General features: G+C 73.4%; 24 protein-coding genes. 17 read left to right on the forward strand and 7 right to left on the reverse strand.

The window, feature by feature from the left end:
• The first annotated feature begins 64 nt into the window (after positions 1–64).
• From OG245_RS07560 to OG245_RS07575, 4 genes are read left to right on the forward strand one after another with little or no spacing between them, the layout of a single operon-like run.
• Positions 65–1,735 (forward strand): cobyric acid synthase, encoded by a 1,671-nt coding sequence (locus OG245_RS07560; protein WP_371622760.1) that lies wholly within the window; start codon positions 65–67, stop codon positions 1,733–1,735.
• The gene (locus OG245_RS07565) at positions 1,732–3,783 is read left to right on the forward strand and encodes a putative cobaltochelatase (protein ID WP_371622761.1); all 2,052 of its coding nucleotides are present in this window, start codon (positions 1,732–1,734) and stop codon (positions 3,781–3,783) included. The genes OG245_RS07560 and OG245_RS07565 overlap by 4 nt, the downstream gene beginning before the upstream one ends.
• Complete coding sequence (gene cobO / locus OG245_RS07570) at positions 3,783–4,382, forward strand: cob(I)yrinic acid a,c-diamide adenosyltransferase (RefSeq protein ID WP_015607771.1); 600 nt, start codon at positions 3,783–3,785, stop codon at positions 4,380–4,382. The genes OG245_RS07565 and cobO overlap by 1 nt, the downstream gene beginning before the upstream one ends.
• Entirely contained in the window at positions 4,376–5,725 is a 1,350-nt protein-coding gene (locus OG245_RS07575) for a cobyrinate a,c-diamide synthase (RefSeq protein WP_371622762.1), read from the forward strand. Before cobO ends, OG245_RS07575 begins: the two co-directional genes overlap by 7 nt.
• Before the next feature lie 56 nt (positions 5,726–5,781).
• Here the strand turns inward: OG245_RS07575 and OG245_RS07580 are convergent, their stop codons facing one another.
• Positions 5,782–6,504, reverse strand: a complete 723-nt coding sequence (locus OG245_RS07580) for a ZIP family metal transporter (protein WP_371622763.1) — start codon at positions 6,502–6,504, stop codon at positions 5,782–5,784.
• A 160-nt stretch (positions 6,505–6,664) separates the two neighbouring features.
• Between OG245_RS07580 and cobC the strand changes: the two genes are divergently transcribed.
• The gene (cobC, locus tag OG245_RS07585; protein WP_371622764.1) at positions 6,665–8,266 is read left to right on the forward strand and encodes an Rv2231c family pyridoxal phosphate-dependent protein CobC; all 1,602 of its coding nucleotides are present in this window, start codon (positions 6,665–6,667) and stop codon (positions 8,264–8,266) included.
• A 67-nt stretch (positions 8,267–8,333) separates the two neighbouring features.
• Here cobC and OG245_RS07590 read toward each other — a convergent pair whose 3' ends face one another.
• Entirely contained in the window at positions 8,334–9,320 is a 987-nt protein-coding gene (locus OG245_RS07590) for an SCO1860 family LAETG-anchored protein (protein WP_371622765.1), read from the reverse strand.
• A gap of 351 nt (positions 9,321–9,671) precedes the next feature.
• A complete protein-coding gene (locus tag OG245_RS07595; protein WP_371622766.1) occupies positions 9,672–10,772 on the reverse strand; it encodes an amidohydrolase family protein in 1,101 nt (366 codons plus the stop codon).
• 77 nt (positions 10,773–10,849) lie between these two features.
• Between OG245_RS07595 and OG245_RS07600 the strand changes: the two genes are divergently transcribed.
• The 6 genes from OG245_RS07600 (at position 10,850) to OG245_RS07625 (ending at position 16,708) form a co-directional block, all read left to right on the forward strand.
• The gene (locus OG245_RS07600) at positions 10,850–11,956 is read left to right on the forward strand and encodes an alanine--glyoxylate aminotransferase family protein (RefSeq protein ID WP_371622767.1); all 1,107 of its coding nucleotides are present in this window, start codon (positions 10,850–10,852) and stop codon (positions 11,954–11,956) included.
• Positions 11,957–12,264: 308 nt separating this feature from the next.
• A complete protein-coding gene (ectA, locus tag OG245_RS07605) occupies positions 12,265–12,795 on the forward strand; it encodes a diaminobutyrate acetyltransferase (RefSeq protein WP_371622768.1) in 531 nt (176 codons plus the stop codon).
• A 158-nt stretch (positions 12,796–12,953) separates the two neighbouring features.
• A complete protein-coding gene (gene ectB / locus OG245_RS07610; RefSeq protein ID WP_097965695.1) occupies positions 12,954–14,216 on the forward strand; it encodes a diaminobutyrate--2-oxoglutarate transaminase in 1,263 nt (420 codons plus the stop codon).
• Between the two features lie 86 nt (positions 14,217–14,302).
• Positions 14,303–14,701 carry an ectoine synthase gene (locus OG245_RS07615; protein ID WP_007450483.1) on the forward strand — a complete coding sequence of 133 codons (399 nt, stop codon included), beginning with the start codon at positions 14,303–14,305 and terminating at the stop codon, positions 14,699–14,701.
• 6 nt (positions 14,702–14,707) lie between these two features.
• Positions 14,708–15,601 (forward strand): ectoine hydroxylase, encoded by an 894-nt coding sequence (gene thpD / locus OG245_RS07620; RefSeq protein ID WP_329153981.1) that lies wholly within the window; start codon positions 14,708–14,710, stop codon positions 15,599–15,601.
• A gap of 99 nt (positions 15,602–15,700) precedes the next feature.
• Positions 15,701–16,708, forward strand: coding sequence for a VOC family protein (locus OG245_RS07625; protein WP_371622769.1), 1,008 nt, complete (start codon positions 15,701–15,703; stop codon positions 16,706–16,708).
• A gap of 5 nt (positions 16,709–16,713) precedes the next feature.
• Here OG245_RS07625 and OG245_RS07630 read toward each other — a convergent pair whose 3' ends face one another.
• On the reverse strand, positions 16,714–17,784 hold the full coding sequence (locus OG245_RS07630) for an alkene reductase (RefSeq protein ID WP_371622770.1): 1,071 nt from the start codon (positions 17,782–17,784) through the stop codon (positions 16,714–16,716).
• Between the two features lie 153 nt (positions 17,785–17,937).
• On the opposite strand from OG245_RS07630, the gene OG245_RS07635 reads away from it, so the two are divergent.
• A complete protein-coding gene (locus OG245_RS07635; RefSeq protein ID WP_371622771.1) occupies positions 17,938–18,444 on the forward strand; it encodes a MarR family winged helix-turn-helix transcriptional regulator in 507 nt (168 codons plus the stop codon).
• Positions 18,445–18,469: 25 nt separating this feature from the next.
• Here the strand turns inward: OG245_RS07635 and OG245_RS07640 are convergent, their stop codons facing one another.
• From OG245_RS07640 to OG245_RS07650, 3 genes are all read right to left on the reverse strand, one after another.
• Positions 18,470–19,186, reverse strand: a complete 717-nt coding sequence (locus OG245_RS07640; protein WP_371622772.1) for a DsbA family oxidoreductase — start codon at positions 19,184–19,186, stop codon at positions 18,470–18,472.
• A gap of 147 nt (positions 19,187–19,333) precedes the next feature.
• On the reverse strand, positions 19,334–19,945 hold the full coding sequence (locus tag OG245_RS07645) for a DUF1349 domain-containing protein (protein WP_371622773.1): 612 nt from the start codon (positions 19,943–19,945) through the stop codon (positions 19,334–19,336).
• On the reverse strand, positions 19,942–21,462 hold the full coding sequence (locus tag OG245_RS07650) for an aldehyde dehydrogenase family protein (RefSeq protein WP_371622774.1): 1,521 nt from the start codon (positions 21,460–21,462) through the stop codon (positions 19,942–19,944). Before OG245_RS07650 ends, OG245_RS07645 begins: the two co-directional genes overlap by 4 nt.
• A gap of 253 nt (positions 21,463–21,715) precedes the next feature.
• Here OG245_RS07650 and OG245_RS07655 point away from each other — a divergent pair, with 253 nt between their 5' ends.
• The 5 genes from OG245_RS07655 (at position 21,716) to OG245_RS07675 (ending at position 26,181) form a co-directional block, all read left to right on the forward strand.
• Complete coding sequence (locus OG245_RS07655) at positions 21,716–22,486, forward strand: IclR family transcriptional regulator (RefSeq protein WP_371622775.1); 771 nt, start codon at positions 21,716–21,718, stop codon at positions 22,484–22,486.
• Complete coding sequence (locus tag OG245_RS07660; RefSeq protein ID WP_371622776.1) at positions 22,486–22,962, forward strand: GNAT family N-acetyltransferase; 477 nt, start codon at positions 22,486–22,488, stop codon at positions 22,960–22,962. Before OG245_RS07655 ends, OG245_RS07660 begins: the two co-directional genes overlap by 1 nt.
• A 320-nt stretch (positions 22,963–23,282) precedes the next feature.
• On the forward strand, positions 23,283–24,248 hold the full coding sequence (locus OG245_RS07665; RefSeq protein ID WP_371627834.1) for a hypothetical protein: 966 nt from the start codon (positions 23,283–23,285) through the stop codon (positions 24,246–24,248).
• Positions 24,245–25,522, forward strand: a complete 1,278-nt coding sequence (locus tag OG245_RS07670) for a sensor histidine kinase (protein WP_371622777.1) — start codon at positions 24,245–24,247, stop codon at positions 25,520–25,522. The genes OG245_RS07665 and OG245_RS07670 overlap by 4 nt, the downstream gene beginning before the upstream one ends.
• Entirely contained in the window at positions 25,519–26,181 is a 663-nt protein-coding gene (locus OG245_RS07675; protein ID WP_371622778.1) for a response regulator, read from the forward strand. Before OG245_RS07670 ends, OG245_RS07675 begins: the two co-directional genes overlap by 4 nt.
• Positions 26,182–26,232 lie beyond the last annotated feature (51 nt).

Raw genomic sequence — 26,232 nt, forward strand, 5'->3', positions numbered from 1 at the left:
ACGGCCCGGATGGGAACGCGGTGAACGGTCCGGCGGGGAACGCGGTACGGGAACGGGAGCGGACATGAGCGGCGGACTGCTGGTCGCGGGGACCACATCGGACGCGGGCAAGAGCGTCGTCACGGCGGGCATCTGCCGGTGGCTGGTGCGGCGGGGCGTGAAGGTCGCGCCCTTCAAGGCCCAGAACATGTCCCTGAACTCCTTCGTGACCCGCCAGGGCGCGGAGATCGGGCGGGCCCAGGCGATGCAGGCGCAGGCCGCCCGGGTGGAGCCGACGGCGCTGATGAACCCGGTGCTGCTGAAGCCCGGCAGCGACCGGTCCAGCCAGGTGGTCCTGATGGGGAAGCCGGTCGGCGAGATGAGCGCCCGGGGGTACCACGGGGGCCGTCAGGAGGCGCTGCTCGGGACGGTGACAGAGTGCCTGGAGCAGCTGAGGGCCACGTACGACGCGGTCATCTGCGAAGGAGCCGGGTCCCCGGCCGAGATCAATCTGCGGCGCACGGACATCGTGAACATGGGGATCGCGCGGGCCGCGAGGTTCCCGGTCCTGGTGGTCGGGGACATCGACCGGGGCGGGGTCTTCGCTTCCTTCTTCGGGACGACGGCGCTGCTGGGCGCGGAGGACCAGTCGCTCGTCGCGGGCTATCTGGTGAACAAGTTCCGGGGCGACGTCTCGCTGCTGGAGCCGGGCCTGGACATGCTGTTCGAGCTGACCGGGCGGCGGACGTACGGAGTTCTGCCGTACGCCCACGGGCTCGGCATCGACGAGGAGGACGGCCTGCGGGTGTCCCTGCGGGGTGCGGTGCGGGAGTCGGTCGTGGCTCCCCCGCACGGCGAGGACGTGCTGCGGGTGGCGGTCTGCGCGGTGCCGCTGATGTCGAACTTCACGGACGTGGACGCGCTGGCCGCCGAACCGGGCGTCGTCGTGCGGTTCGTGGACCGGGCTGAGGAGCTGGCCGACGCGGACCTGGTGATCGTGCCCGGGACGCGCGGCACGGTGAAGGCGCTGGCCTGGCTGCGCGAGCGGGGCCTCGCGGACGCGCTGGCGCGGCGGGCGGCGGAGGGCCGGCCGGTGCTGGGGATCTGCGGCGGGTTCCAGGTGCTCGGTGAGCGGATCGAGGACGAGGTGGAGTCGCGGGCGGGGGTCGTGGACGGGCTCGGCCTGCTGCCGGTGCGCATCCGCTTCGACCGGGACAAGACGCTGGCGCGGCCGGTGGGTTCGGCGCTGGGCGAGCCGGTGGAGGGGTACGAGATCCACCACGGGGTGGCCGATGTGCGGGGCGGGGAGCCGTTCCTCGACGGGTGCCGGGTGGGGACCGTGTGGGGGACGCACTGGCACGGGTCGCTGGAGAGCGACGCGTTCCGGCGGCGGTTCCTGGTGGAGGTGGCCCGGGCCGCCGGGCGGCGGTTCGTGCCGGCGCCGGACACGAGTTTCGGGGTGTTGCGGGAGGAGCAGCTGGACCGGCTCGGGGATCTGGTGGAGGAGCACGCGGACACGGACGCGTTGTGGCGGTTGATCGAAGGCGGGGCGCCTCCCGGGTTGCCGTTCGTGCCGCCGGGGGCGCCACCGTCGGGTGCGGGTGCGGGTGCTCCGGAGAGCCGGGGCGCTGCCCCGGACCCCGCTCCTCCATCGCCGGAGGGGCTTGAAACGGCTCCGCCGGAGAAGCGAGGAGAAGCCCCGAGGCCCCACGGGTCCGGCACTACTGATGTTGACATCCATGAGGAGGCCTTGTGAGTACGCCGTATCCCTTCACCGCGATCGTCGGGCAGGACGACCTGCGGCTCGGGCTGTTGCTGAACGCGGTCAGTCCGGCCGTCGGCGGGGTGCTCGTGCGGGGCGAGAAGGGGACCGCCAAGTCCACCGCCGTGCGGGCGCTCGCCGCGCTCGTGCCGGAGGTGCCCGTCGTGCCGGGGTGCCGGTTCTCCTGTGATCCCGTCTCGCCCGATCCGGCGTGTCCCGACGGGCCGCACGCGGAGGCCGCCGGTGTGTCGCGGCCCGCGCGGACCGTGGAGCTGCCCGTCGGCGCGTCCGAGGACCGGCTCGTGGGAGCGCTGGACATCGAGCGCGCGCTGTCGGAGGGCGTGAAGGCGTTCGAGCCGGGGCTGCTGGCCGACGCGCACCGCGGCATCCTGTACGTCGACGAGGTCAACCTGCTCCACGACCACCTGGTGGACCTGCTGCTGGACGCGGCGGCCATGGGCGCCTCGTACGTCGAGCGCGAGGGCGTCTCCGTACGGCATGCGGCACGGTTCCTGCTGGTCGGGACGATGAACCCGGAAGAGGGCGAGCTGCGGCCGCAGTTGCTGGACCGGTTCGGGCTGACCGTCGAGGTGGCCGCCTCCCGGGACACCGACGAGCGGGTCGAGGTCGTGCGGCGCAGGCTCGCGTACGACGACGATCCCGAGGGCTTCGCCGGCCGTTGGGCCGAAGAGGAGGAGGCGCTGCGGGAGCGGATCGCCGCCGCGCGCGCCCTGCTGACCCGGGTCGTGCTCGGTGACGGCGTGTTGCGGCAGATCGCCGCGACCTGCGCCGCGTTCGAGGTCGACGGGATGCGGGCCGACATCGTGATGGCCCGTACCGCGACCGCGCTGGCCGCCTGGGCGGGCCGGGAGGAGGTCACCGCCGACGATGTGCGGCAGGCCGCTCTGCTCGCGCTCCCCCACCGGCGTCGCCGCAACCCGTTCGACGCGCCCGGCCTGGACGAGGACAAGCTCGACCAGACCCTGGACGAGGCAGGTCCGCAGGCGGACGACGACGGCGACGACCAGCCCGATCCCGATCCCGACGGGGGCGGGAACGATGACGGCGGTGGTGGCGGTGGCGGCGTACCGCCCCAGGCCGACGGCGACCGTACCCAGCCGCAGGGCGAGGGCGACAGCGGTGGCGACACGCCGTCGCAGGCCCCTGGAGGCACTCCCGACGCGCCCGGCCGGTCCACCGGGGCCGAGCAGCAGCCCGTGGCGTCCGCCGAGCCGTTCCGGACGAAGATGCTCAGCGTGCCGGGGCTCGGCGAGGGCGCCGCGGGGCGGCGCTCCCGGGCCCGTACCGAGCACGGGCGCACCACCGGCGCCCGCCGCCCGCGGGGGTCGCTGACCAAGCTGCACCTGGCCGCGACCGTGCAGGCCGCCGCCCCGCACCAGCGGGCGCGCGGGCGCTCCGGGCGCGGGCTCGTGGTGCGCCGGGACGATCTGCGGCAGGCGACCCGGGAGGGGCGTGAGGGCAACCTCGTGCTGTTCGTCGTGGACGCGTCGGGCTCGATGGCGGCCCGGCAGCGGATGAGCGCGGTCAAGGGGGCCGTGCTGTCGCTGCTGCTCGACGCCTACCAGCGGCGGGACAAGGTCGGCCTGGTCACCTTCCGGGGCAAGGACGCCGAGGTGGCACTGCCGCCGACCTCCTCCGTGGACGCGGCGGCCTCCCGTCTGGAGTCGCTGCCGACCGGGGGCCGCACCCCGCTGGCCGCCGGGCTGCTCAAGGCGCACGACGTGCTGCGGGTCGAGCGGCTGCGCGATCCGTCGCGGCGACCGCTGCTCGTCGTGGTCACGGACGGCCGGGCGACCGGCGGGCCGGAGCCGGTGGCGCTCGCGGGGCGGGCCGGGCGGCTGCACCGCTCGGAGGGGACGGCATCCGTCGTCGTGGACTGCGAGTCGGGGTACGTACGCCTCGGTCTCGCCGGGGAGTTGGCCCGGGAACTGGGAGGCACCGCCGTCACGCTCGACGAGCTGCGGGCCGACTCGATCGCCGGGCTCGTCAAGGACGTCACCGCAGCCGGGAGGGCCGCTTAATGCCGCAGGGACAGCCGACATCGGTGCCGGACGACGGGCTCACCACCCGTCAGCGGCGCAACCGCCCGCTCCTGTTCGTCCACACGGGCATAGGCAAGGGCAAGTCGACGGCGGCCTTCGGGCTGGCGTTGCGGGCCTGGAACCAGGGCTGGCCGATCGGGGTGTTCCAGTTCGTGAAGTCCGCGAAGTGGAAGGTCGGCGAGGAGAACGCGCTGAAGGTCCTCGGAGCGAGCGGCGAGGGCGGCACCGTCGACTGGCACAAGATGGGCGAGGGCTGGTCCTGGGTCCAGCGCGACGGTCAGCTGGACAACGAGGAGAAGGCCCGTGAGGGCTGGGAGCAGGTCAAGCGCGACCTGGCGGCCGAGACGTACAAGCTGTACGTGCTCGACGAGTTCGCCTATCCGATGCACTGGGGCTGGATCGACACCGACGAGGTCGTCGAGGTGATGCGGAACCGGCCCGGCACCCAGCATGTGGTGATCACCGGCCGGAACGCGCCGGACAAGCTGATCGAAGCCGCCGACCTGGTGACCGACATGTCGAAGGTCAAGCACCCGATGGACGCGGGGCAGAAGGGCCAGAGGGGCATCGAGTGGTGAGTACGCCCCGTCTGGTCATCGCCGCTCCGGCCTCCAACAGCGGCAAGACCACCGTCGCCACCGGCCTGATGGCCGCCTTCGCCGCGCGCGGGCTCGCCGTCTCGCCGCACAAGGTGGGGCCGGACTACATCGATCCGGGCTATCACTCGCTGGCGACGGGACGCCCCGGCCGCAATCTCGACGCGTACATGTGCGGGACGGAGCTGATCGCCCCGCTGTTCGCGCACGGGTCGGCGGGGTGCGACCTCGCCGTGGTCGAGGGTGTGATGGGGCTGTACGACGGCGCCTCGGGCCAGGGGGAGCTGGCGTCCACCGCGCAGGTGGCGAAGCTGTTGCGCGCCCCCGTGGTGCTGGTGGTGGACGCCTCCTCGCAGTCCCGTTCGGTGGCGGCCCTGGTGCACGGGTTCGCCTCCTGGGACCCCGAGGTCCGGATCGGCGGGGTGATCCTGAACAAGGTGGCCTCCGACCGGCACGAGGCGCTGCTGCGGGACGCGTTGGACGAGTCGGGGCTGCCGGTCCTGGGGGTGCTGCGGCGGGCTCCGCAGGTGGCGACGCCCTCGCGCCACCTGGGGCTGGTCCCGGTGGCCGAGCGGGGCTCCGAAGCGGTGGACGCCGTGGCGGCGATGGGCGAGCGGGTGCGCGCCGGGTGCGACCTGGACGCGCTGATGGCGCTGGCCCGGACCGCGCCGGCGCTGCCGGACGAGCCGTGGGCGCCTGCGTACGCCCCTGTGGAAGGCCCCCGGCCCGTCGTGGCCGTGGCCGGCGGGGCGGCGTTCACCTTCGCGTACGCGGAGCACGCCGAGCTGCTGACGGCGGCCGGTGCGGAGGTCGTGGTCTTCGACCCGCTGCGGGACGAGAAGCTGCCGGTGGGCACGGCGGGGCTCGTGATCGGCGGCGGGTTCCCGGAGATGTACGCCCCCGAGCTCTCCGCCAACGAGCCGTTGCGGCGGGCGGTCACGGATCTGGCCCTGAGCGGCGCCCCGGTGGCGGCCGAGTGCGCGGGGCTGCTGTATCTGGCGCGGGAGCTGGACGGGAAGCCCATGTGCGGAGTGCTGGACGCCGAGGCCCGGATGTCCGAGCGCCTCACGCTCGGGTACCGGCAGGCGGTGGCCGTGTCGGACAGCGCGCTGGCGGTGGCGGGGACCCGGATGCGCGGTCATGAGTTCCACCGCACGGTGCTGGAACCGGGGGCGGGGACCACGCCCGCCTGGGGCATGCACCAGCCGGAGCGGCGGGTCGAGGGGTACGTCCAGCGGGGCGTTCACGCGAGCTATCTGCACACCCACTGGGCCGCTTCGCCCGGAGTGGCCCGCCGGTTCGTCGAGCACTGCCGGGCGCGGTGAACCCACCGTCCGGGGGGCGCGTCCGGCGTGACGGGGCGCTCGGGCGTACGCGTGGCTCACTCCGCGATGCCGACAACCAGCCAGATGAAGCCCACGCCCCCGATGGTGCAGAGAAGGGTGGAGCGGGCGGGATGGGTGTGGTGCGCCTCGGGAAGGATCTCCGCAGCGGCCAGGTAGAGCAGCGCTCCGCCGAAGAAGCCGAGATAGCCGCCGAGCAGTTCCTCCGGAAGGGTGAACAGCAGCGTCGTCGCGGCGCCCACGACCGGTGCCGCGGCAGCCGCGAACAGCATCAGGAGCGCCTTGCGGCGGGCGTTCCCGTAAAGACTGGTGAGGGTGTACGTGTTGAATCCGTCGGCGAAGTCATGACTGATCACCGCCAGCGCGACGGCCATGCCCATGGAGCCGCTGACCTGGAAGGCGGCGCCCAGCGCGATGCCGTCCATCAGACTGTGGACGACCATCGCGGCGGCCGCCGTCAGACCCACCTGCGGGACGCGTCCGCCGCTCGCCCCGTGTGCCACCTGGCGTCCCGCGAGCAGCCGCTCGACCAGATGGGCCGCCAGGAAGCCGCCGACGAACAGCAGCAGGGCGGCGGGGACCCCGAACACAGGGGTGCCCGCGGCCTCGATCGCCTCCGGCAGGAGGTCGAGTCCGACCACGCCGAGCATCAGCCCGCCCGCGAGGCCGAGCACCAGGTGACGGCGGTCGGTGACGCGTTGTGCGACCCAGCCGCCGGCCAGAGTCATCAGGAACGCGCCGAGCGCGACGAACACCGCCATGGGGCCTTGCTAGTCGATCGGGCCCTCTCCCCGCATCTCAGGGTGTCCTTACCGGCGGCGTCCGCCGCGCCCTTCCCGCCACCCGCTTCCGTATACGGAACGGCCCCGCCGCCTCCCCAGCGCCACCGAGACATATGACCTGAAAGGCAGGACTCCGCCGATGACCGGAGCATCCGTCGACACCGGACCTGTGTCCGGGTCCCGCAGTCTGGTGGTGGGGGTCGGCGCGCGCCGGGGCGCCCCCGATGACGTGGTGTTCGCCCTGATCGAGGCGGTGTTGAGCGGGGCGGGGCTGGACGCGGCGGACGTGCTGGAGGTGGCGACGGTCGACGCCAGGGGCGACGAGCCGGGGATCGTGGGCGCGGCGGCCCGGCTCGGGGTGCCGCTGCGGACGCATCCGGCCGGGGCGCTGGCCGCGGTGCGCGTGCCGCACCCCTCGGGCGCGGTGGGCGCCGCGGTGGGGACCCCGTCGGTCGCGGAGGCCGCGGCGCTGATCGAGGCGGACGAACTGGTGGTGCCGAAGACCCGCGCCCCGGGCGCGAAGGCCGCCGGCAGAGGGATGGCGACCTGTGCGGTGGCCCGCCGGTTTCCGGCCGGGGCCGGGACTTTCGAGGTTTCCGGGAGGAAAACTTCCACCTCACCGGTGACTGCGGGCTCCCGCCCGTTCACCATGGCTGCCATGAAACCCCCCACGCGGAACATCGAGAGCGCAGGGCCCGACCTGCGCCACCACGGAGACGCGGAGGTGCGCGGCGAGAATCTGACCGATCTCGCGGTGAACGTCCGTACCCACACTCCCCCGGAGTGGCTGCGCGAGCGGATAGCCGCGTCGCTCACCTCGCTGGCCGCCTACCCGGACGGGTCCTCGGCCCGCGCGGCGGTCGCCGGCCGGCACGGGCTGCCGGTGGAGCGGGTGCTGCTGACGGCGGGCGCGGCCGAGGCGTTCGTCCTGATCGCCCGTGCTCTTCCGGCCCGTCGTCCGGTCGTGGTGCATCCTCAGTTCACGGAACCGGAGGCGGCGCTGCGGGCGGCCGGGCACGGGGTGGGGCGGGTGCTGCTGCGCGCCGAGGACGGCTTCCGGCTCGATCCGGAGGGGGTGCCCGAGGAGGCCGACCTCGTGGTGATCGGCAATCCGACGAACCCGACGTCCGTGCTGCACCCGGCGGCGCTGCTGGAGCGGTTGGCGCGGCCGGGGCGGACGCTGGTGGTCGACGAGGCGTTCATGGACGTCGTGCCGGGCGAGCGTGAGGCGCTGTGCGACCGGACGGACATCCCGGGGCTCGTGGTGCTGCGCAGCCTCACCAAGACGTGGGGGCTCGCCGGGCTGCGGATCGGTTACGTCCTGGCCGCTCCGGAGACCGTGGCGCTGCTCTCCGAGGCGCAGCCGCTGTGGCCGGTGTCGTCCCCGGCGCTGGCGGCGGCCCAGGCGTGCATGGAGCCGCGGGCGCTGGTGGAGGCGGCCGAGGCGGCGGACCGGATCACGGTGGACCGGGCCCATCTGCTCGCCGGGCTGGCCGAGTTCAGCGAGGTGGAGGTGGTGGAGGCGGCCCGTGGGCCGTTCGTCCTGGTGCGTCTGGAGCGGGCGGCGGAGGTCCGGGAGCGGCTGCGGCTGCTGGGCTTCGCCGCCCGGCGCGGTGACACCTTCCCGGGTCTGGGACCGCAGTGGCTGCGGCTCGCGGTCCGCGACCGGGCCACGACCAACCGTTTCCTCCAGGCCCTGGACCAGGCCGTGCAGGCGCTGCCCGTGGGCTCCGGGCGCTGAGAGGTCCCTTCCGGGCCGGGCTTGCCGGGGGCGGTGTCCGTACGGCGGACGCCGCCCCCGGCGCGTATCAGCCCTGGCTGCCGGCGCGTCGGCGCGTCAGCACCGTCGCGCCCGCGCCGACGGCCAGCAGCAGGGCCGCTCCGCCCGCGATGTACGGGGTGGCGGAGCTGCCGCCGGTCTCGGCGAGGTTGGCCCCGGTGGGGGCGGTGCCGGTGTCGGAGCCGGTCTGCGTCTTCACGTCGCCGCCGCTCGTGCCGCTGTCGCCGCCCGTGGAACCGCCGCCGCTGTCACCGCCCGTGGAGCCGCCGTTCGTGGAGCCCGGCTCCTCGGGGGTCTTCGGCCCCTTCGGGGTCTCGCAGGTCGCCTCGGCGAGGGTGACCTCGCCCTCCACCTCGGCGACGTTGAGATTCAGCGGGTTGACCGACACCTTGAGCTGGAGCGCCGTCGCGGCCGCCGTGCGCTCGGTGGTGACCGTCTTGGACAGGTCGAGGGAGACCTCGCCGACGCCCGGCACCGCCACCCGGGTCGGTCCGCCGGCGGAGAGCGTCACCTTCTTGCCGAGCACCGCGACATGGCCGAGCACGTTCGATTCGGCGACGGGCTTCCTGCCGGTCTCGCAGACCGCCTTGGAGGTGACCTTCTCGACCTCGATGAGCGAGAGCACCGGCAGTCCGGGCACATGGATGCTGGCCTTCGCCAGGTTGGTGTAGCCCTCGGCCCGGTGCTCGTCCGCCGTGGCGTTCGCGGTGGCCACGTCGGCGCGCAGGACGCTGACCGGGGCTCCGCCCTCCACCCCGTCCACGTTCACGCTGAGCGCGGTCTTCTTGGCGCTGGCCGGGGCCTGCACCTCGTTGAGCGTGACCTTGAGGGGCACCTGGACGGACTTGTTGAGGAGCGAGACGTCGAGCCCGGTACGGAGCACGACCGCGCTCGCCCTGCCCTCACCGCCGGTGGTGGGCGTCGCCGGGGCTGCGTGCGCGGGGACGGCGGCAAGCAGGGCGACGGGGCCGGCGGCGACCGCCAGGGCGGCGAGACGGAAGGTGTTGCTGTTCAAGATGGTGGAACCCCCACAAGAGACATGGAGCCACCGGCACAGTCCAATGGGGGACATCGCCTGTGCCGGTGGCCTCGACTCCGTGAATCTTTACGCACTGAGGGTGAACTGGCGGACACCTGGCGTGAGTTCACCCCAAAGGGGGGTTTCCGCGCGCATATTCGAATCTTTCGGCACGCGCGTTCGCCGGTGTCACTCGTTTCACCCGGCGCGGGCCGTACGGAGTGCGCTCGCGCCGGAGCGTGCGCAGAGGTGCTTCAACGATCCGGGGGCAAGATCCGTCACTGCCCGTCAACCCAGCGAGGGCTCAGGGACGGCAGAGAAACGGCCCAGGGACGACCCGGGGACGACTCATCCGATCACCCGTCCGTTCAGCACGACGTGCCGGGGGGCCGCCAGCACCCGGACGTCCGCGCGCGGGTCCTCGTCGTACACGACCAGGTCCGCCGGAGCGCCCTCCTCCAGCACGGGCCGTCCCAGCCAGCGCCTGGCTCCCCACGCGGTGGCGGAGAGCGCCTCCAGGGGCGGGATGCCCGCCTTGACCAGCTCGGCGACCTCGCCCGCGACCAGTCCGTGCGCCAGGGAGCCGCCCGCGTCGGTGCCGACGTAGACGGGGATCCCGGCGTCGTACGCGGCGCGCACGGTGTCGTAGCGGCGGTCGTACAGCTGCCGCATATGGGCCGACCAGCGCGGGAACTTGGCCTCGCCGCCCGCCGCGAGGTCGGGGAAGGTGGCGATGTTGACCAGCGTCGGGACGATCGCGACGCCCCGTTCGGCGAAGAGCGGGATGGTGTCCTCGGTGAGGCCGGTGGCGTGCTCGACGCAGTCGATGCCCGCCTCCACCAGGTCGGTGAGCGACTCCTCGGCGAAGCAGTGCGCGGTGACGCGGGCGCCGAGCCGGTGCGCCTCGGCGATGGCCGCCTCGACCTCGCCGCGCGGCCAGCAGGCGGTCAGGTCCCCGGCGTCGCGGTCGATCCAGTCCCCCACCAGCTTGACCCAGCCGTCCCCGCGCCGGGCCTCCCGGGCCACGTACGCGACGAGGTCGCCGGGCTCGATCTCATGGGCGTAGTTGCGGATGTAGCGGCGGGTCCTGGCGATGTGACGGCCGGCCCTGATGATCTTCGGCAGGTCCTCGCGGTCGTCGATCCACCGGGTGTCGGAGGGCGATCCCGCGTCCCGGATCAGCAGGGTCCCGGCCTCCCGGTCGGTGAGCGCCTGCTTCTCGGCGGTCGCCGCGTCGACCGGGCCGTGGCGGTCCAGACCCACATGGCAGTGCGCGTCGACCAGCCCGGGCAGCGCCCAGCCGGTGACCGTCACCGCGTCGCCGGCGCCGGGCGGCCGCTCGTAGGTGATCCGCCCGCCCACGGCCCACAGCTCGTCCCGCACCTCGTCCGGGCCGACGAGCACCCGGCCCCTCACCCGCAGCACCCGCTGCTCCTCCTGATCACTCATACGCGGCACTGTACGAGGCCGTCGGTAGGCTGCCAGTGCGATTCCGACCGTCGAACGAACCCGAAGAGAGCACCGCCGTGACGCACCCCTTCCTCGATCTCCCCCCGCTGACCGCCGACCGCTTCGCGGCGATCGAGCGGCGCGTGGCCCGGCTCCTCGCCACGGAGCAGGACGTCGTCATCACCCAGGGCGAGGCGCTGCTGCCGCTGGAGGGCTGCATCCGCGGCGGCGCGCGGCCCGGCTCGACCGCCCTGAACGTGGTCACCGGACCGTACGGGCAGACCTTCGGCAACTGGCTGCGGGACTGCGGAGCGGAGGTCGTCGACCTCACGGTGCCCTTCCACGCCGCGGTCACCGCCGGCCAGGTCGCCGAGGCGCTCGCCGAGCACCCGGAGATCGACTTCGTCTCGCTGGTGCACGCCGAGGCGGCGACCGGCAACACCAACCCCGTCGCGGAGATCGGCGAGGTGGTCCGGGCGCACGGCGCGCTGTTCATGCTGGACGCGGTCGCCTCGGTGGGCGCCGAGCCGCTGCTGCCGGACGCCTGGGGCGTCGACCTGTGCGTGATCGGCGCGCAGAAGGCCATGGGCGGGCCCGCCGGGGTGTCGGCGGTGTCGGTGAGCGAGCGGGCCTGGGAGCGGATCGCCGCCAACCCGGCCGCCCCGCGCCGCTCCTACCTCTCCCTCCTGGACTGGAAGGAGCGCTGGATCGACGCCGGCCGCCGGGCGCTGCCGCATGCCCCGGCGCAGCTGGAGATGCTGGGACTGGAGGCCTGCGTGGCGCGGATCGAGGAGGAGGGCCTGGACACGGTGATGGCCCGCCACGCCTCGGCCGCGGCGGCGACCCGGGCCGGAGCGGTGGCCCTGGGCGGCGGGCTGGAGCCGTACGTCCACGAGGCGCGGGACGCCGCCCCGGTGGCGACGACGCTGCGCGCCCCGGCGGGGACGGACGCGGCCGTGCTGGTCGCGGGGGCGCTGGCGGCGGACCCCGCGCTGCCGCTCGTCGCGGGCGGCGGGGCGCTGTCCAAGGAGATGGTCCGGGTCAACCATTACGGGGCGGACGCGACGCGGGGCGCGGTGCTGTCCTCGCTCGCGGCTCTGGGTGCGGTGCTGGCCGACGCCGGCCTGCCGGTCGATATCGAGGCTGCCCGTAGGGCTGTTTCGGAAACCTGGCCGAGCCTCTGATATTCCTAATGTGGGAAGCTGCTTTATTAAAAGCAGCTTCCCACATTCTTCTGCCCGCTTTTCCGTCACCTAAACGGGCCAGTTTTTTCCGGCCTCGAACTTCATGATTCGGACACATCTCACGAGAGTTACAACCCTGTGACCGACTCCACAGGGGCGGCATTATGCCCGATTAATTCAGGACAAAGTGCATGAAATTATGTCCGAATCGAGGGGGGCTTCGCGCACGCCTGATAGCACATGAAGGCCCTTCACCCAACCCTCTACGTCGATGCAATTTCGGAATTTGCTGGGTAAATTCAATTCGCATGACCGCCGCACCAGCAGATTTTGCCCGTGCCCGAAGCGAATTCCTCAGCATCGATGCGCCACGACTGGAGGACGGAGCCGCGATCTGGCGCATAGCCCGCGACTCCAAGGTCCTGGACCTGAACTCCTCGTACAGCTACCTGCTGTGGTGCCGTGACTTCGCCGCGACCTCCGCAGTCGCCCGTGGCGAGAACGGCGTGCCCATCGCCTTCGTGACGGGCTACCTCCGGCCCGACCGCCCCCAGACCCTCGTCGTCTGGCAGGTGGCCGTCGACCGGGCCCACCGCGGCAAGGGGCTGGCCGCCACTCTGCTGGACGCGCTGACCGCCCGGGTCGCCGCCGACCAGGGCCTGTCGTCCGTGGAGACGACGATCACGCCGGACAACACCGCCTCCGAGCGGCTGTTCACGTCCTACGCCCAGCGCCACGACATCGCGCTGGAGAAGGAAGTGCTCTTCGACGGCGCGCTGTTCCCCGAGGAGACGCACCTGCCCGAGGTGCTCTACCGGATAGGGCCGTTCGCAAGCTGAGCCGCCCCGGCCACCGCACTCCGGCGTACCCGACCCGTACGCCCGGACCCACCGACTTTTCGCGCCGTTCGACCACTCGGCGCGGTCCCGGCCGCACCGGTGCGGCCGGGAGCACCAGACCACTGCCCGTCACACCCCCCTCACGCAGGAGATCCGCTGTGACCATCACCCCGCCCGCCCTGAGCGTCTTCGAGACCCTGGAGTCCGAGGTACGGAGCTACTGCCGCGGCTGGCCCGCCGTCTTCGACCGCGCGCAGGGCGCCCGGCTGACCGACGAGGACGGCCACTCCTACCTGGACTTCTTCGCCGGGGCCGGCTCGCTCAACTACGGCCACAACAACCCGGTGCTGAAACGAGCGCTGATCGACTACATCGAGCGCGACGGCATCACCCACGGCCTGGACATGGCGACCACCGCCAAGCGCGCGTTCCTGGAGACGTTCCAGAACGTGATCCTGCGACCGCGCGACCTGCCGTACAAGGTGATGTTCCCCGGCCCGACCGGCACCAACGCCGTCGAGGCGGCGCTGAAGCTGGCCCGTAAGGTCAAGGGCCGCGAGTCCGTCGTCTCGTTCACCAACGCCTTCCACGGCATGTCGCTGGGCTCGCTCGCCGTGACCGGCAACGCGTTCAAGCGGGCCGGGGCCGGCATCCCGCTGGTGCACGGCACCCCGATGCCGTTCGACAACTACTTCGACGGCACGGTCCCCGACTTCCTCTGGTTCGAGCGACTGCTGGAGGACCAGGGCTCCGGCCTCAACAAGCCCGCCGCGGTGATCGTGGAGACGGTCCAGGGCGAGGGCGGCATCAACGTCGCCCGCGCCGAGTGGCTGCGCGCGCTCCAGGACCTGTGCCACCGCCAGGACATGCTGCTGATCGTCGACGACATCCAGATGGGCTGCGGCCGTACCGGCGGCTTCTTCTCCTTCGAGGAAGCCGGCATCGTCCCGGACATCGTCACGCTCTCCAAGTCCATCAGCGGCTACGGCATGCCGATGTCGCTCTGCCTGTTCAAGCCGGAGCTGGACATCTGGGAGCCGGGCGAGCACAACGGCACCTTCCGCGGCAACAACCCGGCCTTCGTCACGGCCGCCGCCGTGCTGGACGCCTACTGGGCCGACGGCCAGATGGAGAAGCAGACCCTGGCCCGCGGCGAGCAGGTCGAGCAGACGCTGCTGGCCATCTGCGCCGAGGAGCCGACCGCGCAGTTCCGCGGCCGGGGCCTGGTGTGGGGCATGGAGTTCGAGGACCCCGCGCGGGCCTCGGCGGTCTGCGCCCGCGCCTTCGAGCTGGGGCTCCTGCTGGAGACCTCGGGCCCGCAGAGCGAGGTCGTCAAGCTGCTGCCGTCGCTGACCATCACCCCCGAAGAGCTGGACGAGGGCCTGCGCACGCTGGCCCGCTGCGTCCGCGAAACGGCCTGACCCGGCACTGCCGGGGCAGGCGGAGAAGAGCGTCCCGGGCCGCGAGGCCCGGGACGCGGTTCCAGAGAGAAAGGCAACCGCTCACCGTGATCGTCCGATCGTTCAGTGACATCGAGAACACCGACCGGCATGTGAAGGCAGCGTCCGGCACCTGGGAGAGCAAGCGCATCGTGCTCGCCAAGGAGAAGGTGGGCTTCTCGCTCCACGAGACCGTGCTCTACGCGGGCACGGAGACCTCGATGTGGTACGCGAACCACATCGAGGCGGTGCTCTGCACCGAGGGCGAGGCCGAGCTCACCAACGACGAGACCGGCGAGACGCACTGGATCACTCCCGGCACCATGTATCTGCTGGACGGGCATGAGCGGCACACCATGCGGCCCAAGACCGACTTCCGCTGCGTGTGTGTCTTCAATCCCCCCGTCACCGGACGGGAGGACCATGATGAGAACGGTGTCTACCCACTGCTGACCGAGGAGGCCTGAACCACCATGACCACCGAAGTACGCGCCGATCTGTACCCCTCGCGCGGCGCCGCCGAGATGACCACTCCCCGCCAGGACCCGGTCATCTGGTCCGCGCCGGGCGCACCGGGCCCGGTCGCCGCAAAGGACCTCCAGGGGTACGAGCACGACGGCTTCCTCACCGTCGACCAGCTCATCACCCCGGACGAGGTCGCCGTCTACCAGGCGGAGCTGAACCGGCTGATCTCCGACCCGGCGGTCCGCGCCGACGAGCGCTCGATCGTCGAGAAGCAGTCGCAGAACGTACGGTCCGTCTTCGAGGTCCACCGGATCAGCGAGGTCTTCGCTGGTCTGGTCCGCGACGAGCGGGTGGTGGGCAGGGCCCGCCAGATCCTCGGCTCGGACGTGTACGTCCACCAGTCCCGGATCAACGTGAAGCCGGGCTTCGGGGCCACGGGCTTCTACTGGCACTCGGACTTCGAGACCTGGCACGCGGAGGACGGTCTGCCGAACATGCGGACGGTGTCCGTGTCGATCGCGCTGACCGAGAACTTCGACACCAACGGCGGGCTGATGATCATGCCCGGCTCGCACAAGACGTTCCTCGGCTGCGCGGGCGAGACGCCGAAGGACAACTACAAGAAGTCGCTCCAGATGCAGGACGCCGGCACCCCGTCCGACGAGGCGCTGACGAAGATGGCCGACCGCCACGGCATCAGGCTCTTCACGGGCAAGGCCGGTTCGGCGACCTGGTTCGACTGCAACGCCATGCACGGCTCGGGCGACAACATCACCCCGTACGCGCGCAGCAACGTCTTCATCGTCTTCAACAGCGTGGAGAACGCGGCGCAGGAGCCCTTCGCGGCTCCGATCCGCCGCCCCGAGTTCATCGGGGCGCGGGACTTCACCCCGGTGAAGTAGCGGTACCCACGGGCGGAACGGGGCCGGGACGGTACGCCGTCCCGGCCCCTGCGCGTAACTCGTTGGACCGGGAGCGGGTCAGCGGCGAGGGTGTGCGCCATGACTTCCCATGTACGCCACATCACGATCGACTGCGCCGACGCCTACGCGCTCGGCGGCTTCTGGGCCCAGGTGCTCGGCGCGCCGCTCTCCGACGAGGACGCCCCCGGCGATCCGGAGGCGCTGGTCGAGGCCCCCGGCGCGGCGGTCCTCTTCGTCCAGGTGGACGAGCGGAAACAGACCAAGAACCGCGTCCATCTGGACATCCAGCCGCAGGACCGCTCCCGGGACGAGGAGGTGGAGCGGCTGCTCGCGCTCGGCGCGACCCTGGTGGGCGACCACCGCAGGCCGAACGGACGCGGCTGGGCGACGCTCGCCGATCCCGAGGGCAACGAGTTCTGTGTGGAGTGCTCCGCCGCCGAGCGGGCGGCGCTCACCGGGACCCGGCTGCCGGTGACCGCCGACGATGTGACCGCGGCGGTGCGGCTCGCGGTGGACGTGCTGGCCGGAGCCCCGGCGGACCGCTGGGACGCGCCCGCGGGGAGCCTCGACTGGACCTGCTGGGAGACGGTGGAGCACCTGAGCGACGATCTGTTCGCGTACGCCGTGCAGTTGGGACCCCGCACGCCTCCGCTGGACCGCGAGGTGCCCTACCGGTGGGCGCCCGAGCGGCAGGGCGGGCCCCACAACGCGGTGTTCGCCGACCGTGACGCCGGTCCCGCCGGGCTGCTGGCCACGCTGGAGGCGAGCGGGGCGCTGCTGGCCTCGATGGTGCGGACGACGCCGCGCGAGGTGCGCTCGTACCACGGGTACGGAATCTCCGACCCGGAGGGCTTCGCCGCGATGGGCGTGGTGGAGACCCTGGTGCACACGCATGACCTCGCCGAGGGCCTGGGACTGGCCTGGTCGCCGTCCCCGGCGCTCTGCGACCGGGTGCTGGCCCGGCTCTTCCCGGACGCCCCGGCGGGCGGCGACCGGTGGGCCGTCCTGCTGTGGGCCACCGGTCGCGCCGAGCTGCCGGACCACCCGCGCCGCACCTCGTGGCGGTGGGACGGAAGGCCGCGCTAGAACGGTCAGACGGCGTCGAGCGCCGGGTAGTCGGTGTAGCCCTTGGCGTCGCCGCCGAAGAAGGTGGACGGGTCGGGGGCGTTGAACGGGCCGCCCGCCTTCAGCCGGGCGGGGAGGTCCGGGTTGGCGAGGAAGAGCGATCCGTAGGAGATCAGGTCGGCGATGCCGTCGTCGATCACCGTGTGGTCGCCGGGCCCGGTGGCGCCCTCGGTGTGCACGTTGATGACGAGGGTCCCGGAGAAGGCCTTGCGCAGGGCGAGGGTCAGCTCCCGGATCGGGACGGCCTCCAGGACGTGCAGGTAGGTGATGCCGAGCGGCTCGATCGCCCGCACCAGCGCGGTGTACGTGGCCTCCGGCGCGGGCTCGTCGATGTCGTTGTACGGGTTGCCGGGCGAGATGCGCAGGGCGGTGCGCTCCGGGCCGATCTCGGCGGCGACGGCCTTGACGACCTCGACGGCGAAGCGGGTGCGGGCCTCGTCGGAGCCGCCCCACGCGTCGGTGCGCAGGTTGGTGTTGGGGGCCAGGAACTGCTGGATGAGGTAGCCGTTCGCGCCGTGCAGCTCGACCCCGTCGAAGCCGGCGTCCACGGCGTTGCGGGAGGCGGCGACGAAGTCGGCGACGGTCGCGTGGATCTCGGCGTCCGTCAGCTCGTGCGGCTCGACGAAGTCCTTCGGGCCGACGTGGGTGTAGACCTGGCCCTCGGCCCTGACCGGGGAGGCGCTGACGGGGACGAGTCCGTCCGGCAGCAGGACCGGGTGGCCGATGCGGCCCGCGTGCATGATCTGGGCGAAGATCCGGCCGCCCTCGGCGTGCACCGCGTCGGTGACCTTGCGCCAGGAGGCGACCTGTTCGGCGCTGTGCAGACCCGGCGTGGTGGGGTAGCCCTGGCCCACGACGGACGGCTGGATGCCCTCGGTGATCACGAGGCCGGCCGAGGCGCGCTGGGCGTAGTAGGTGGCGGTGAGCTCGGTGGCGGTGCCGCCCTCGCCGGCCCGGCTGCGGGTCATCGGGGCCAGGGCGATGCGGTTGGCCAGCTGGGTGCCGGACAGGTCGATCGGGTCGAAAGCGGTGGTCATGAGGGCTCCCAAGAAAGTACGTGGTCGGCCAAGCATCGGCGACAGCGGCAACTGTAACCCATTCATTGGCCGACCAAGGTAAAGTTGCGGGAAACCGTCGGGCATCATCGAGAGCCTCCGCCCGCACCCCCGAGGACCTCCCAGGAGCCCGCCATGACCACCGGCCGCGCCACCCCCGCGGAAGACGCCTGTACGGACGCGCTGCCGATGGCGGCGCTCAGCGGGCCCGTCAGCCACGCCGTGTCCCGGGTGGCCCGGCTGCACCGGACCGCCGCGGGCAAGGCGCTCAAGGGCGTGGGCCTCTACCCGGGGCAGGAGTTGCTGATGATGCATCTGTGGGACCGGGGCGCGGTGCGTCAGACGGAGCTGATCAGGGCCCTGGACCTGGACCCGTCCACGGTCACGAAGATGCTCCAGCGACTGGAGCAGACCGGGCATGTGCGCCGCCGCCCCGACCCGGCCGACCGACGGGCCGTGCTGGTCGAGGCGACGGACGAGAGCTGCGCGCTGCACACCGCGGTCCGGGACGCCTGGGGCAGCCTGGAGGAGCAGACACTCGCGGGCCTCGACCCGGCCGAGCGCACGGAGCTGGTCCGGCTGCTGGCGAAGGTCGAGGAGAACCTCTGCCGGGAGACCGCGGACTGCCCGGACCGGTGCTGAGCCGCGGGCGTCGGGGGCGGGGCGCTCAGCTGCGCGGAACCTCGCAGGACCCGTCCGTGTCGCAGGCCGCCGCATCCCCGCCGACCGCGGTGAGGGCGGTGACGGCGCGGTCCTTCCAGGCCTGCTCCAGCGCCTGGACGAAGACCTCCGAGGGCTGGCCGCCGGAGATCCCGTACCGCCGGTCGAGGACGAAGAACGGCACGGCGTTGGCGCCCAGTTCGGCCGCCTCGCGCTCGTCGGCGCGGACGTCCTCCGCGTACGCCTCGGGGTCGGCGAGCACCGCACGGGCCTCGTCGGCGTCGAGTCCGGCCTCCACGGCGAGGGCGAGGAGCACCTCGTCGTCGAAGACCGACCGCTCCTCGGCGAAGTTCGCCCGGTAGGCGAGGGTCAGCAGCTCGTCCTGGCGGCCTCGGGCCTTGGCGAGGTGCAGCAGCCGGTGGAGGTCGAAGGTGTTGCCGTGGTCACGGCCCTCGGTGCGGTAGCCGAGCCCCTCGGCCTGCGCGTTGGCCGCGACGTTGGCCTCCATCGAGGCCGCCTCCTCGCGGCTGCGGCCGTACTTCTCGGCCAGCATGTCGATCACGAGCGCGGTGTCGCCCTTGGCCCGCGAGGGGTCGAGCTCGAAGGAGCGGTGCACCACCTCGACCTCGTCCCGGTGGGCGAACTCCGCGAGGCCCTTCTCGAAGCGGGCCTTGCCGATGTAGCACCAGGGACAAGCGATGTCGCTCCAGATCTCGACGCGCATGACTCTTCTTCTCTCCAGGGGTCGCGGCGGGCGCGGAGAAGTCCTCCGCACAGGGTCAGTGAGTCGAACGCGAATCCGTACCGGGTGATTCCCGGACCTTCCCGTCCGTCCTTCCGCCCCACGACCGCCGCGTCTCCCCCGCCGCCGTCACCGCCCGTCGCGCAGGTCCTCCACTCCCCCGGCCAGGAACGCGATCCGGTCGAAGACCGCGCCGCAGCCCTCGCCGGTGGGCGACTGCACCAGGAAACCGACGCGGGCGACCGCCCGTTCCGCCGCCGTGCCGAGGGTGAAGACGCGGACGAAGGTCCACCTCTCGCCGTCGGTGGAGGCGTGGAAGGCGTAGGCGCCGCCGGTGCGGCTGAGGCGGAGCCAGCAGACGCCCCCGTCCACGACGAAGGCGTTGGCGTCGTCGGAGTGGCCGCGGGTGACGACCGTGCAGACGGTCGGGAGGTCCGCGGAGTGCTCCAGGCAGAGCTTGGCCCACGCGCGGTCCCCGACGTGGAGGTACAGCGCGCCCGCGTCACCGGCCGACAGCAGCTCCGGGCGCACCCGGGCCACCAGCCGGAAGTCGCCCTCCCCCACCGCTCCGAGCAGGCGCGGCGCGTCGGAGGCCGGGGCGAGGGCGTCGCCGGACGGGGAGACGAACAGGTCCTGGCCGGGTCCGGCGCGGCCGGTCAGCACGCCGTCGACGTGGGTCCAGCCCCCGTCGGGACCCTCCGCCTCCAGGGCGAAGGGGAGGGCGTCCGGGTGCGGGCTCATGCGCGGCGCCCGTCCACCCGGCGGGGCAGGCCCAGCGGGTTGTCCTCGCGCAGCTCCGGCGGGAGGAGCGACTCGGGCGTGGACTGGTACGTGACCGGGCGCAGCCAGCGCTCGATCGCCGTCGCGCCCACGGAGGTGGAGGTGGAGGTGGTGGCCGGGTAGGGCCCGCCGTGGTGCTGGGCGGGGGCGACGGCGACGCCGGTCGGCCAGCCGTTGACGAGGACGCGCCCGGCGAGCGGGGTGAGCGCGGCCAGCAGGCGTGCCGCGTCGGGGTCGGCGTCCTCGGCGGCGGCCTGGAGGGTGGCGGTGAGGTTCCCGGGCAGCCGGGCGAGGACGGCGGCGGCCTCGTCGACGGAGGTGTACCGGGCGATCACGGTGACCGGCCCGAAGCACTCCTCCAGCAGCGCGTCGTGCGGGCCCTCGGCGGTCAGCCGGGCGGCCGGGACGGTGAGGAATCCGGCGGAGACGGTGTGCTCGCCGCCCGCGCCGGGGGTGACGGGCGCCCCGACGTCCGGCAGCGCGGCCCGCTCCCGTACGCCCGCGACGAAGGCGTCCCGCATGCGGTGGTCCAGCAGGACGCCGGAGCCGGTGGAGCTGACCGTCTCGGTGAGCGTCGTGAGGAGCTGGTCGCCCGTCGCGCCCTCGGGGACCAGGACGAAGCCGGGCTTGGTGCAGAACTGGCCGGCGCCCAGGGTCATCGAGCCGCCGAGTCCGGCGCCGATCTCCCCGGCGCGCTCGGCGGCCGCCGCACCGGTGACGACGACCGGGTTGAGGGAGCCGAGTTCGCCGTGGAAGGGGATGGGCGCGGGGCGGGCGGCGGCCGCGTCGAACAGGGCGCGTCCGCCGCGTACCGAGCCGGTGAAGCCGGCCGCGCCCACCAGCGGGTGGCGGATCAGCTCGACGCCCGCGTCGAAGCCGTGCACCAGGGTCACGACGTCCTCGGGCAGTCCGGTGCGGGCGGCGGCGCGGCGGAGGACCGAGGCGCAGAGTTCGGAGGTGGCCGGGTGGTCGGGGTGCGCCTTGACCACGACCGGGCAGCCGGCGGCGAGCGCGCTGGCGGTGTCGCCGCCGGGCACGGAGAAGGCGAGCGGGAAGTTGCTGGCCGCGTAGACGGCGACGACCCCGAGCGGGATCTTGTAGCGGCGCAGGTCGGGCCAGGGCGGGGTCCGGGAGCCGTCCGGGTGGTCGATGTGGACGTCGAGGTAGGCGCCTTCGTCCACGACCTCCGCGAAGGCCCTCAACTGGGCCGCGGTGCGGGCCAGTTCCCCGGTGAGCCTGGCCGGGCCGAGCGCGGTCTCGGCGTCGGCCGCCTCGACGATGTGCTCGCCGGACTCCTCCAGCAGCTCCGCCGCCGTCCGCAGGAACGCGGCGCGCGCCGCGCGGTCGGCGAGGGCGTCGCGGACGGCGTGGGCCGCCCGGACCGCGCGGTCGACCTCCTCGGCGGTGGCCTCCACCGCGACCTGCTCGCGCGGGTTCCCGGTTCGGGGGTCGACACTCCAGACTGGTGCTGCGTTCACCGTGATTACCTCCCGTGGTGCGACCGATCTCCGGCCGACTTCCGGCCGGCTTCGGCCGCACATCAGCAAGTGTTCGGTATTCTGAACGGAGTTCCTGGACGTGAATGTCCTGGGACTCTATTTGCGGGCGTTCGGTGTTGGCAATCGTGCGGCGGATCGTGTGGCGGCTTTTCGGACGCCGGCGCGGACGCGGAACGGGACGCGGACACGGACGCGGCGAGAAGTCGTCGAGCTGGAGAAGGGGGCGTGGGCGATGTCGGTCGCCGAGCCCGGTGGGGCGCAGGTCAAGTCCGCGGTACGGACCGTGGAACTCCTCGAATACTTCGCGGGGCGGCCGGGCATGCACTCGCTGGCCGCCGTCCAGGAGGCCGTCGGCTACCCCAAGTCGAGCCTCTACATGCTGCTGCGCACCCTGGTGGAGCTGGGCTGGGTGGAGACGGACGCGACAGGCACCCGGTACGGGATCGGCGTCCGCGCGCTGCTGGTCGGCACGTCGTACATCGACGGCGACGAGGTCGTGGCCGCCGCCAGGCCCACCCTGGACCGGCTCTCCGACGACACCACGGAGACCATCCACCTGGCCCGCCTCGACGGGACGAACGTGGTCTACCTCGCCACCCGGCAGTCCCAGCACTATCTGCGGCCCTTCACCCGGGTCGGCCGCCGGCTGCCCGCGCACTCCACCTCGCTCGGCAAGGCGCTGCTGGCGACCCACAGCGACGAGCAGGTCCGCACGATGCTGCCCGCGTCGCTGCCCGCGCTGACGGAGCACACCATCACGGACCGCGAGAAGCTCATCGAGGAGCTGCGGCTGGTCCGTGAGCAGGGCTACGCGGTGGACCGCGAGGAGAACACCATCGGCCTGCGCTGCTTCGGCGTGGCGATTCCCTACCGCACGCCCGCGCGCGACGCGATCAGCTGCTCGGTGCCGGTCGCCCGGCTCACCCCCGGACACGAACAGCTGGTGAAGGACGCCCTGTTCGACGCCCGGGACCGGCTCACTCTCGCGACTCGCAGGCTCTGATGGGCCCGATGGCGCTGCGCCCGGTCCAGGACGGCGACCTGCCGCTGTTCTTCGCCTGGATGAGCGACCCCGGGGCGACCCGCGTCGCCGCGTTCACCGCCGAGGACCCCACCGACCGGGCCGCGTTCGACGCCCACTGGGCGCGGATCCGGGCCGGGACCCGCGTGGTGATGCGCACGGTGGTGGCCGACGGTGCGGTGGTGGGCCATGTCGGGGAGTACGGGGAGCCCGGCGACCGCCAGGTCACGTACTGGATCGACCGCGCGTACTGGGGCCGGGGACTGGCCACGGCCGCTCTGCGGGCGTTCCTCGACGAGACGCCCACACGCCCGCTGCACGCGCGGGCGGCGGCCGACAACCTCGGCTCGCGCCGGGTGCTGGAGAAGTGCGGCTTCGTGGTGACCGGCACGGATCGCGGGTTCGCCCGGGCCCGGGGCGAGGAGATCGACGAGGTCCTGGTCACGCTGCGCGGCTGAGGCGGGCCCCTCGACGGCCGAGGCGGGCCCCTCGACGGCCGAGGCGGGCCCCTCCCCCGCGCGGCGGAGACGGATCGTCGCCGGGCAGGACGTGCGGGGCCGGCCGGCGAGGAAGCCTGGGTGCCATGACAGCGAACCCGCCCCCCGAGGCACCCGCGCCCGCCCCGCCCCACCGTTCCGGGGCGCCCGAGCACCGTGGGACGCCACCGCACCGCGCCGGGGCGGCCGAGGCGCCCTCGTACCGCGCCGCACCACCCGGGGCGGCCGCCCGGAGCACGGCCCGCGTCCGGCGCGCACGGGCCGTGCTGCGGGCGGTCGCCATGGTGGCCTGTGTGCCCTACATCGGCCTCAAGACGGCCTGGATGGCGGGCAGTCGGCTCGGCATCCCGGAGGGCAGCGCGCTGCTGGACGGCGGCACCCTGCTGCGCGTCGGCAACGGGGCCACGGTGCTGATGGACAGCGCCGTCATCGCCCTCGTGCTGCTGCTCACCCGGCCCTGGGGCAGGCGGGTGCCCGCCTGGCTGCTGGTGCTGCCGATGTGGGTGGCGAGCGGTCTGCTGCTGCCGATCATGACGGCCTTCCCGGTCCAGCCGGCCGTCGGGCTCCTCGGCGGTGGCGGGGGCCGGCCGGCCGGCGAGGGGAGCCCCGAGCCGTTCCTCGAACCGTGGGTCTTCGGCGTCGTCTACGGCGGCTTCATCCTCCAGGGCCTCGCCCTCGGCATCCTCTTCGCGCTGTACGCCAGGGAGCGCTGGGGCCATCTGTGGCAGGGGCGGCTGCGGGATCTGCCGGCGGGTGCGACCACGCCCGCCCTGCGCGCGACCGCCGTCGCCGCCGCGTCGACGGCTCTCTTCCCCGGCGTCACCCACCTGCTGTGGGTCACCGGTTCGACCGCCGGGCTCGACGCGGGCCGGGCGGCGGACCGCACCAGCGACTTCTACGTCCTGGAAGCGGTCAACCTGCTCTTCGTGGTGGTCACCGCCGTCGGTGTGCTGCTGCTCGCCTTCCGGCGCTCCGGCCGCCTCTCCCTGCGGCTGCCGCTCGTCCTGGCCTGGGCGGGTTCGGCGGAAATGGCCTGCTGGGGCGGTTGGTTGAGCATCGCGGGGCTGATGGGGGCGGGTGAAGCGGCGGACCGGCCGACGACGGCGACGGCGTTGACCTACGCTGTCCGGATGCTGGCCGGAGCGCTCGTCGTGACGCTGGGCGCCTACTTCTTCGCGGAGCGCGCGGCTTCCACGCTGCCCGCGACCGCCGGAGCCCCCACCCCGGCCGCCGACCGGGTGTCATGAGGCCGCCGGCCCCGCTGTTCGGGCGGCGGGCGCGGCTGCGCTGGCTGCATCTGATCATCGGCGGCGCGCTGCTGATGCCGTACTTCCTCGTCGGCACGGTCCTGGTCGGCATGACGGGGGACGGGCGGCCTCTCTTCTCGTCCGTGCCCGCCCAGTTCGCCGCGTTCGCCATCGCCCTGCCGATCGCGGCGGTCACCGGCTTCTTCCCGCTCGTCCGGCCGCTGTGCGTGTCCGCCGCCCGCGCCCTGTGCGGGGTGCCGCCCGCGCTGCTGGCGGACGGTCCCGCCCGGACCCGGCAGGCCCGGCTGCGTACCGCCGGGTGGTACACCCTGCATCTGGCGCTCGGCGGGATCGTCAGCGGGAGCACTCTGGCGCTGCCGCCGTTCGCCGTGGCGGTGGCCGCCCTGCCGTTCTCCGCGGGGCTGCGCTCCACCTGGCTGCTCGACGGTCCCGAGGTCCTGCGGGCGCCCTGGGCCCTGGCCCTCGCCCCGTTCGCCGGGCTCGCGATGCTGCTGGCGCTGGCCTCGTTCGCGGCGGTGGCCGGGGAGGTGCTGGCCCGGCGGGCCCTGGTGCTGCTGGGGCCGACGCCCGAGGACCGGCTGGCCGCCGCCGAGCGCCGCGCGGCGGATCTGGCGGTGCGCAACCGGCTCGCCCGGGAGCTGCACGACTCGGTGGGGCACGCGTTGAGTGCGGTGACCCTTCAGGCGGGGGCGGCGCGCCGGGTCCTGGACCGCGATCCGGAGTTCGTCCGCGAGGCGCTGACCGCCATCGAGGAGACGACGCGGCGGACGGTCGGGGAACTGGACTCGGTGCTGGGGCTGCTGCGGCAGGACGGGGAACCGGACGACGAGGACACGGCGTACGGGCCGGGGCTCGACGCGCTCGACGGGCTGCTGGCGCACTGCGGGGTGCCGGTGGCGTACGAGCGGCAGGGCGATCCGGACCGTCTGGACCCGGCGGTCTCGCGGGAGGCGTACCGGATCGTCCAGGAGGGGCTGAGCAACGCGTCGCGGCACGGCGGGGGCGCGTCCCCGGTGCGGCTGCTGATCGCGGTACGGGAGAGGGAGCTGGAGATCGTGGTGGAGAATCCGCTGGGCGAGCGGCCCGCCGTGGTACGCCCCGGGGGCGGTCGCGGGCTGCGCGGCGTCGCGGAACGGGCCGTCCTGCTGGGCGGCCGGACCGGGGCGGGGCCGCAGGGCGACGTCTGGCGGCTGACCGCCGTGCTGCCGGGGACGGTGCCCGGCGCGGCCGGGCGGACGGGGGGACGGTCGTGAGCGGGGCCGTGGTGCGGGTGGTGCTGGCGGACGACGAGCGGATGGTGCGTACGGCGCTGCGCGTGATCCTGGACGCCGAGGAGGGCATCGAGGTCGTCGGGGAGGCCGCCACCGGCGCGGAGGCCGTCTCCGTGGTGCGGGCGCTGCGGCCCGACGTGGTGCTGATGGACGTGCGGATGCCGGAGATCGACGGCATCCGGGCCACGGAGCAGATCCTCGCCACCCTGGAGGACCCGCCGAGGATCGTCGTCGTGACGACCTTCGAGAACGACGCGTACGTGTACGAGGCCCTGCGCGCCGGGGCCGCCGGGTTCCTGCTGAAGCGGGCGGCCGCCGAGGAGCTGGTGCAGGCGGTGCGCCTGGTGGCGTACGGCGACTCGCTCCTCTACCCGGCGGCGGTGCGGACGCTGGCCACCGAGCACGTCGGGCGGCGGGCCGGCGGGGCTCCGGCGTGGGTGGCGAGGCTGACCGGGCGGGAGGCGGACGTGCTGCGGCTGATGGCGGCGGGGCTGACCAACGCGGAGATCGCGGGGCGGCTCTCGGTGGGCCCCGCGACGGCGAAGACCCATGTGGCGTCGGTCCTCGCGAAGACCGGCGCCCGGGACCGCACCCAGGCGGTCATCGCGGCGTACGAGTCCGGTTTCATCAGCCCGGGCTGAGCCGCGCGGCTCCGCGCGGCGGGTGAGAAATCGGTGAGAAGCGGCACGATC

The organism is Streptomyces sp. NBC_01116 (genome assembly GCF_041435495.1).
Taxonomy (GTDB): Bacteria; Actinomycetota; Actinomycetes; order Streptomycetales; family Streptomycetaceae; genus Streptomyces.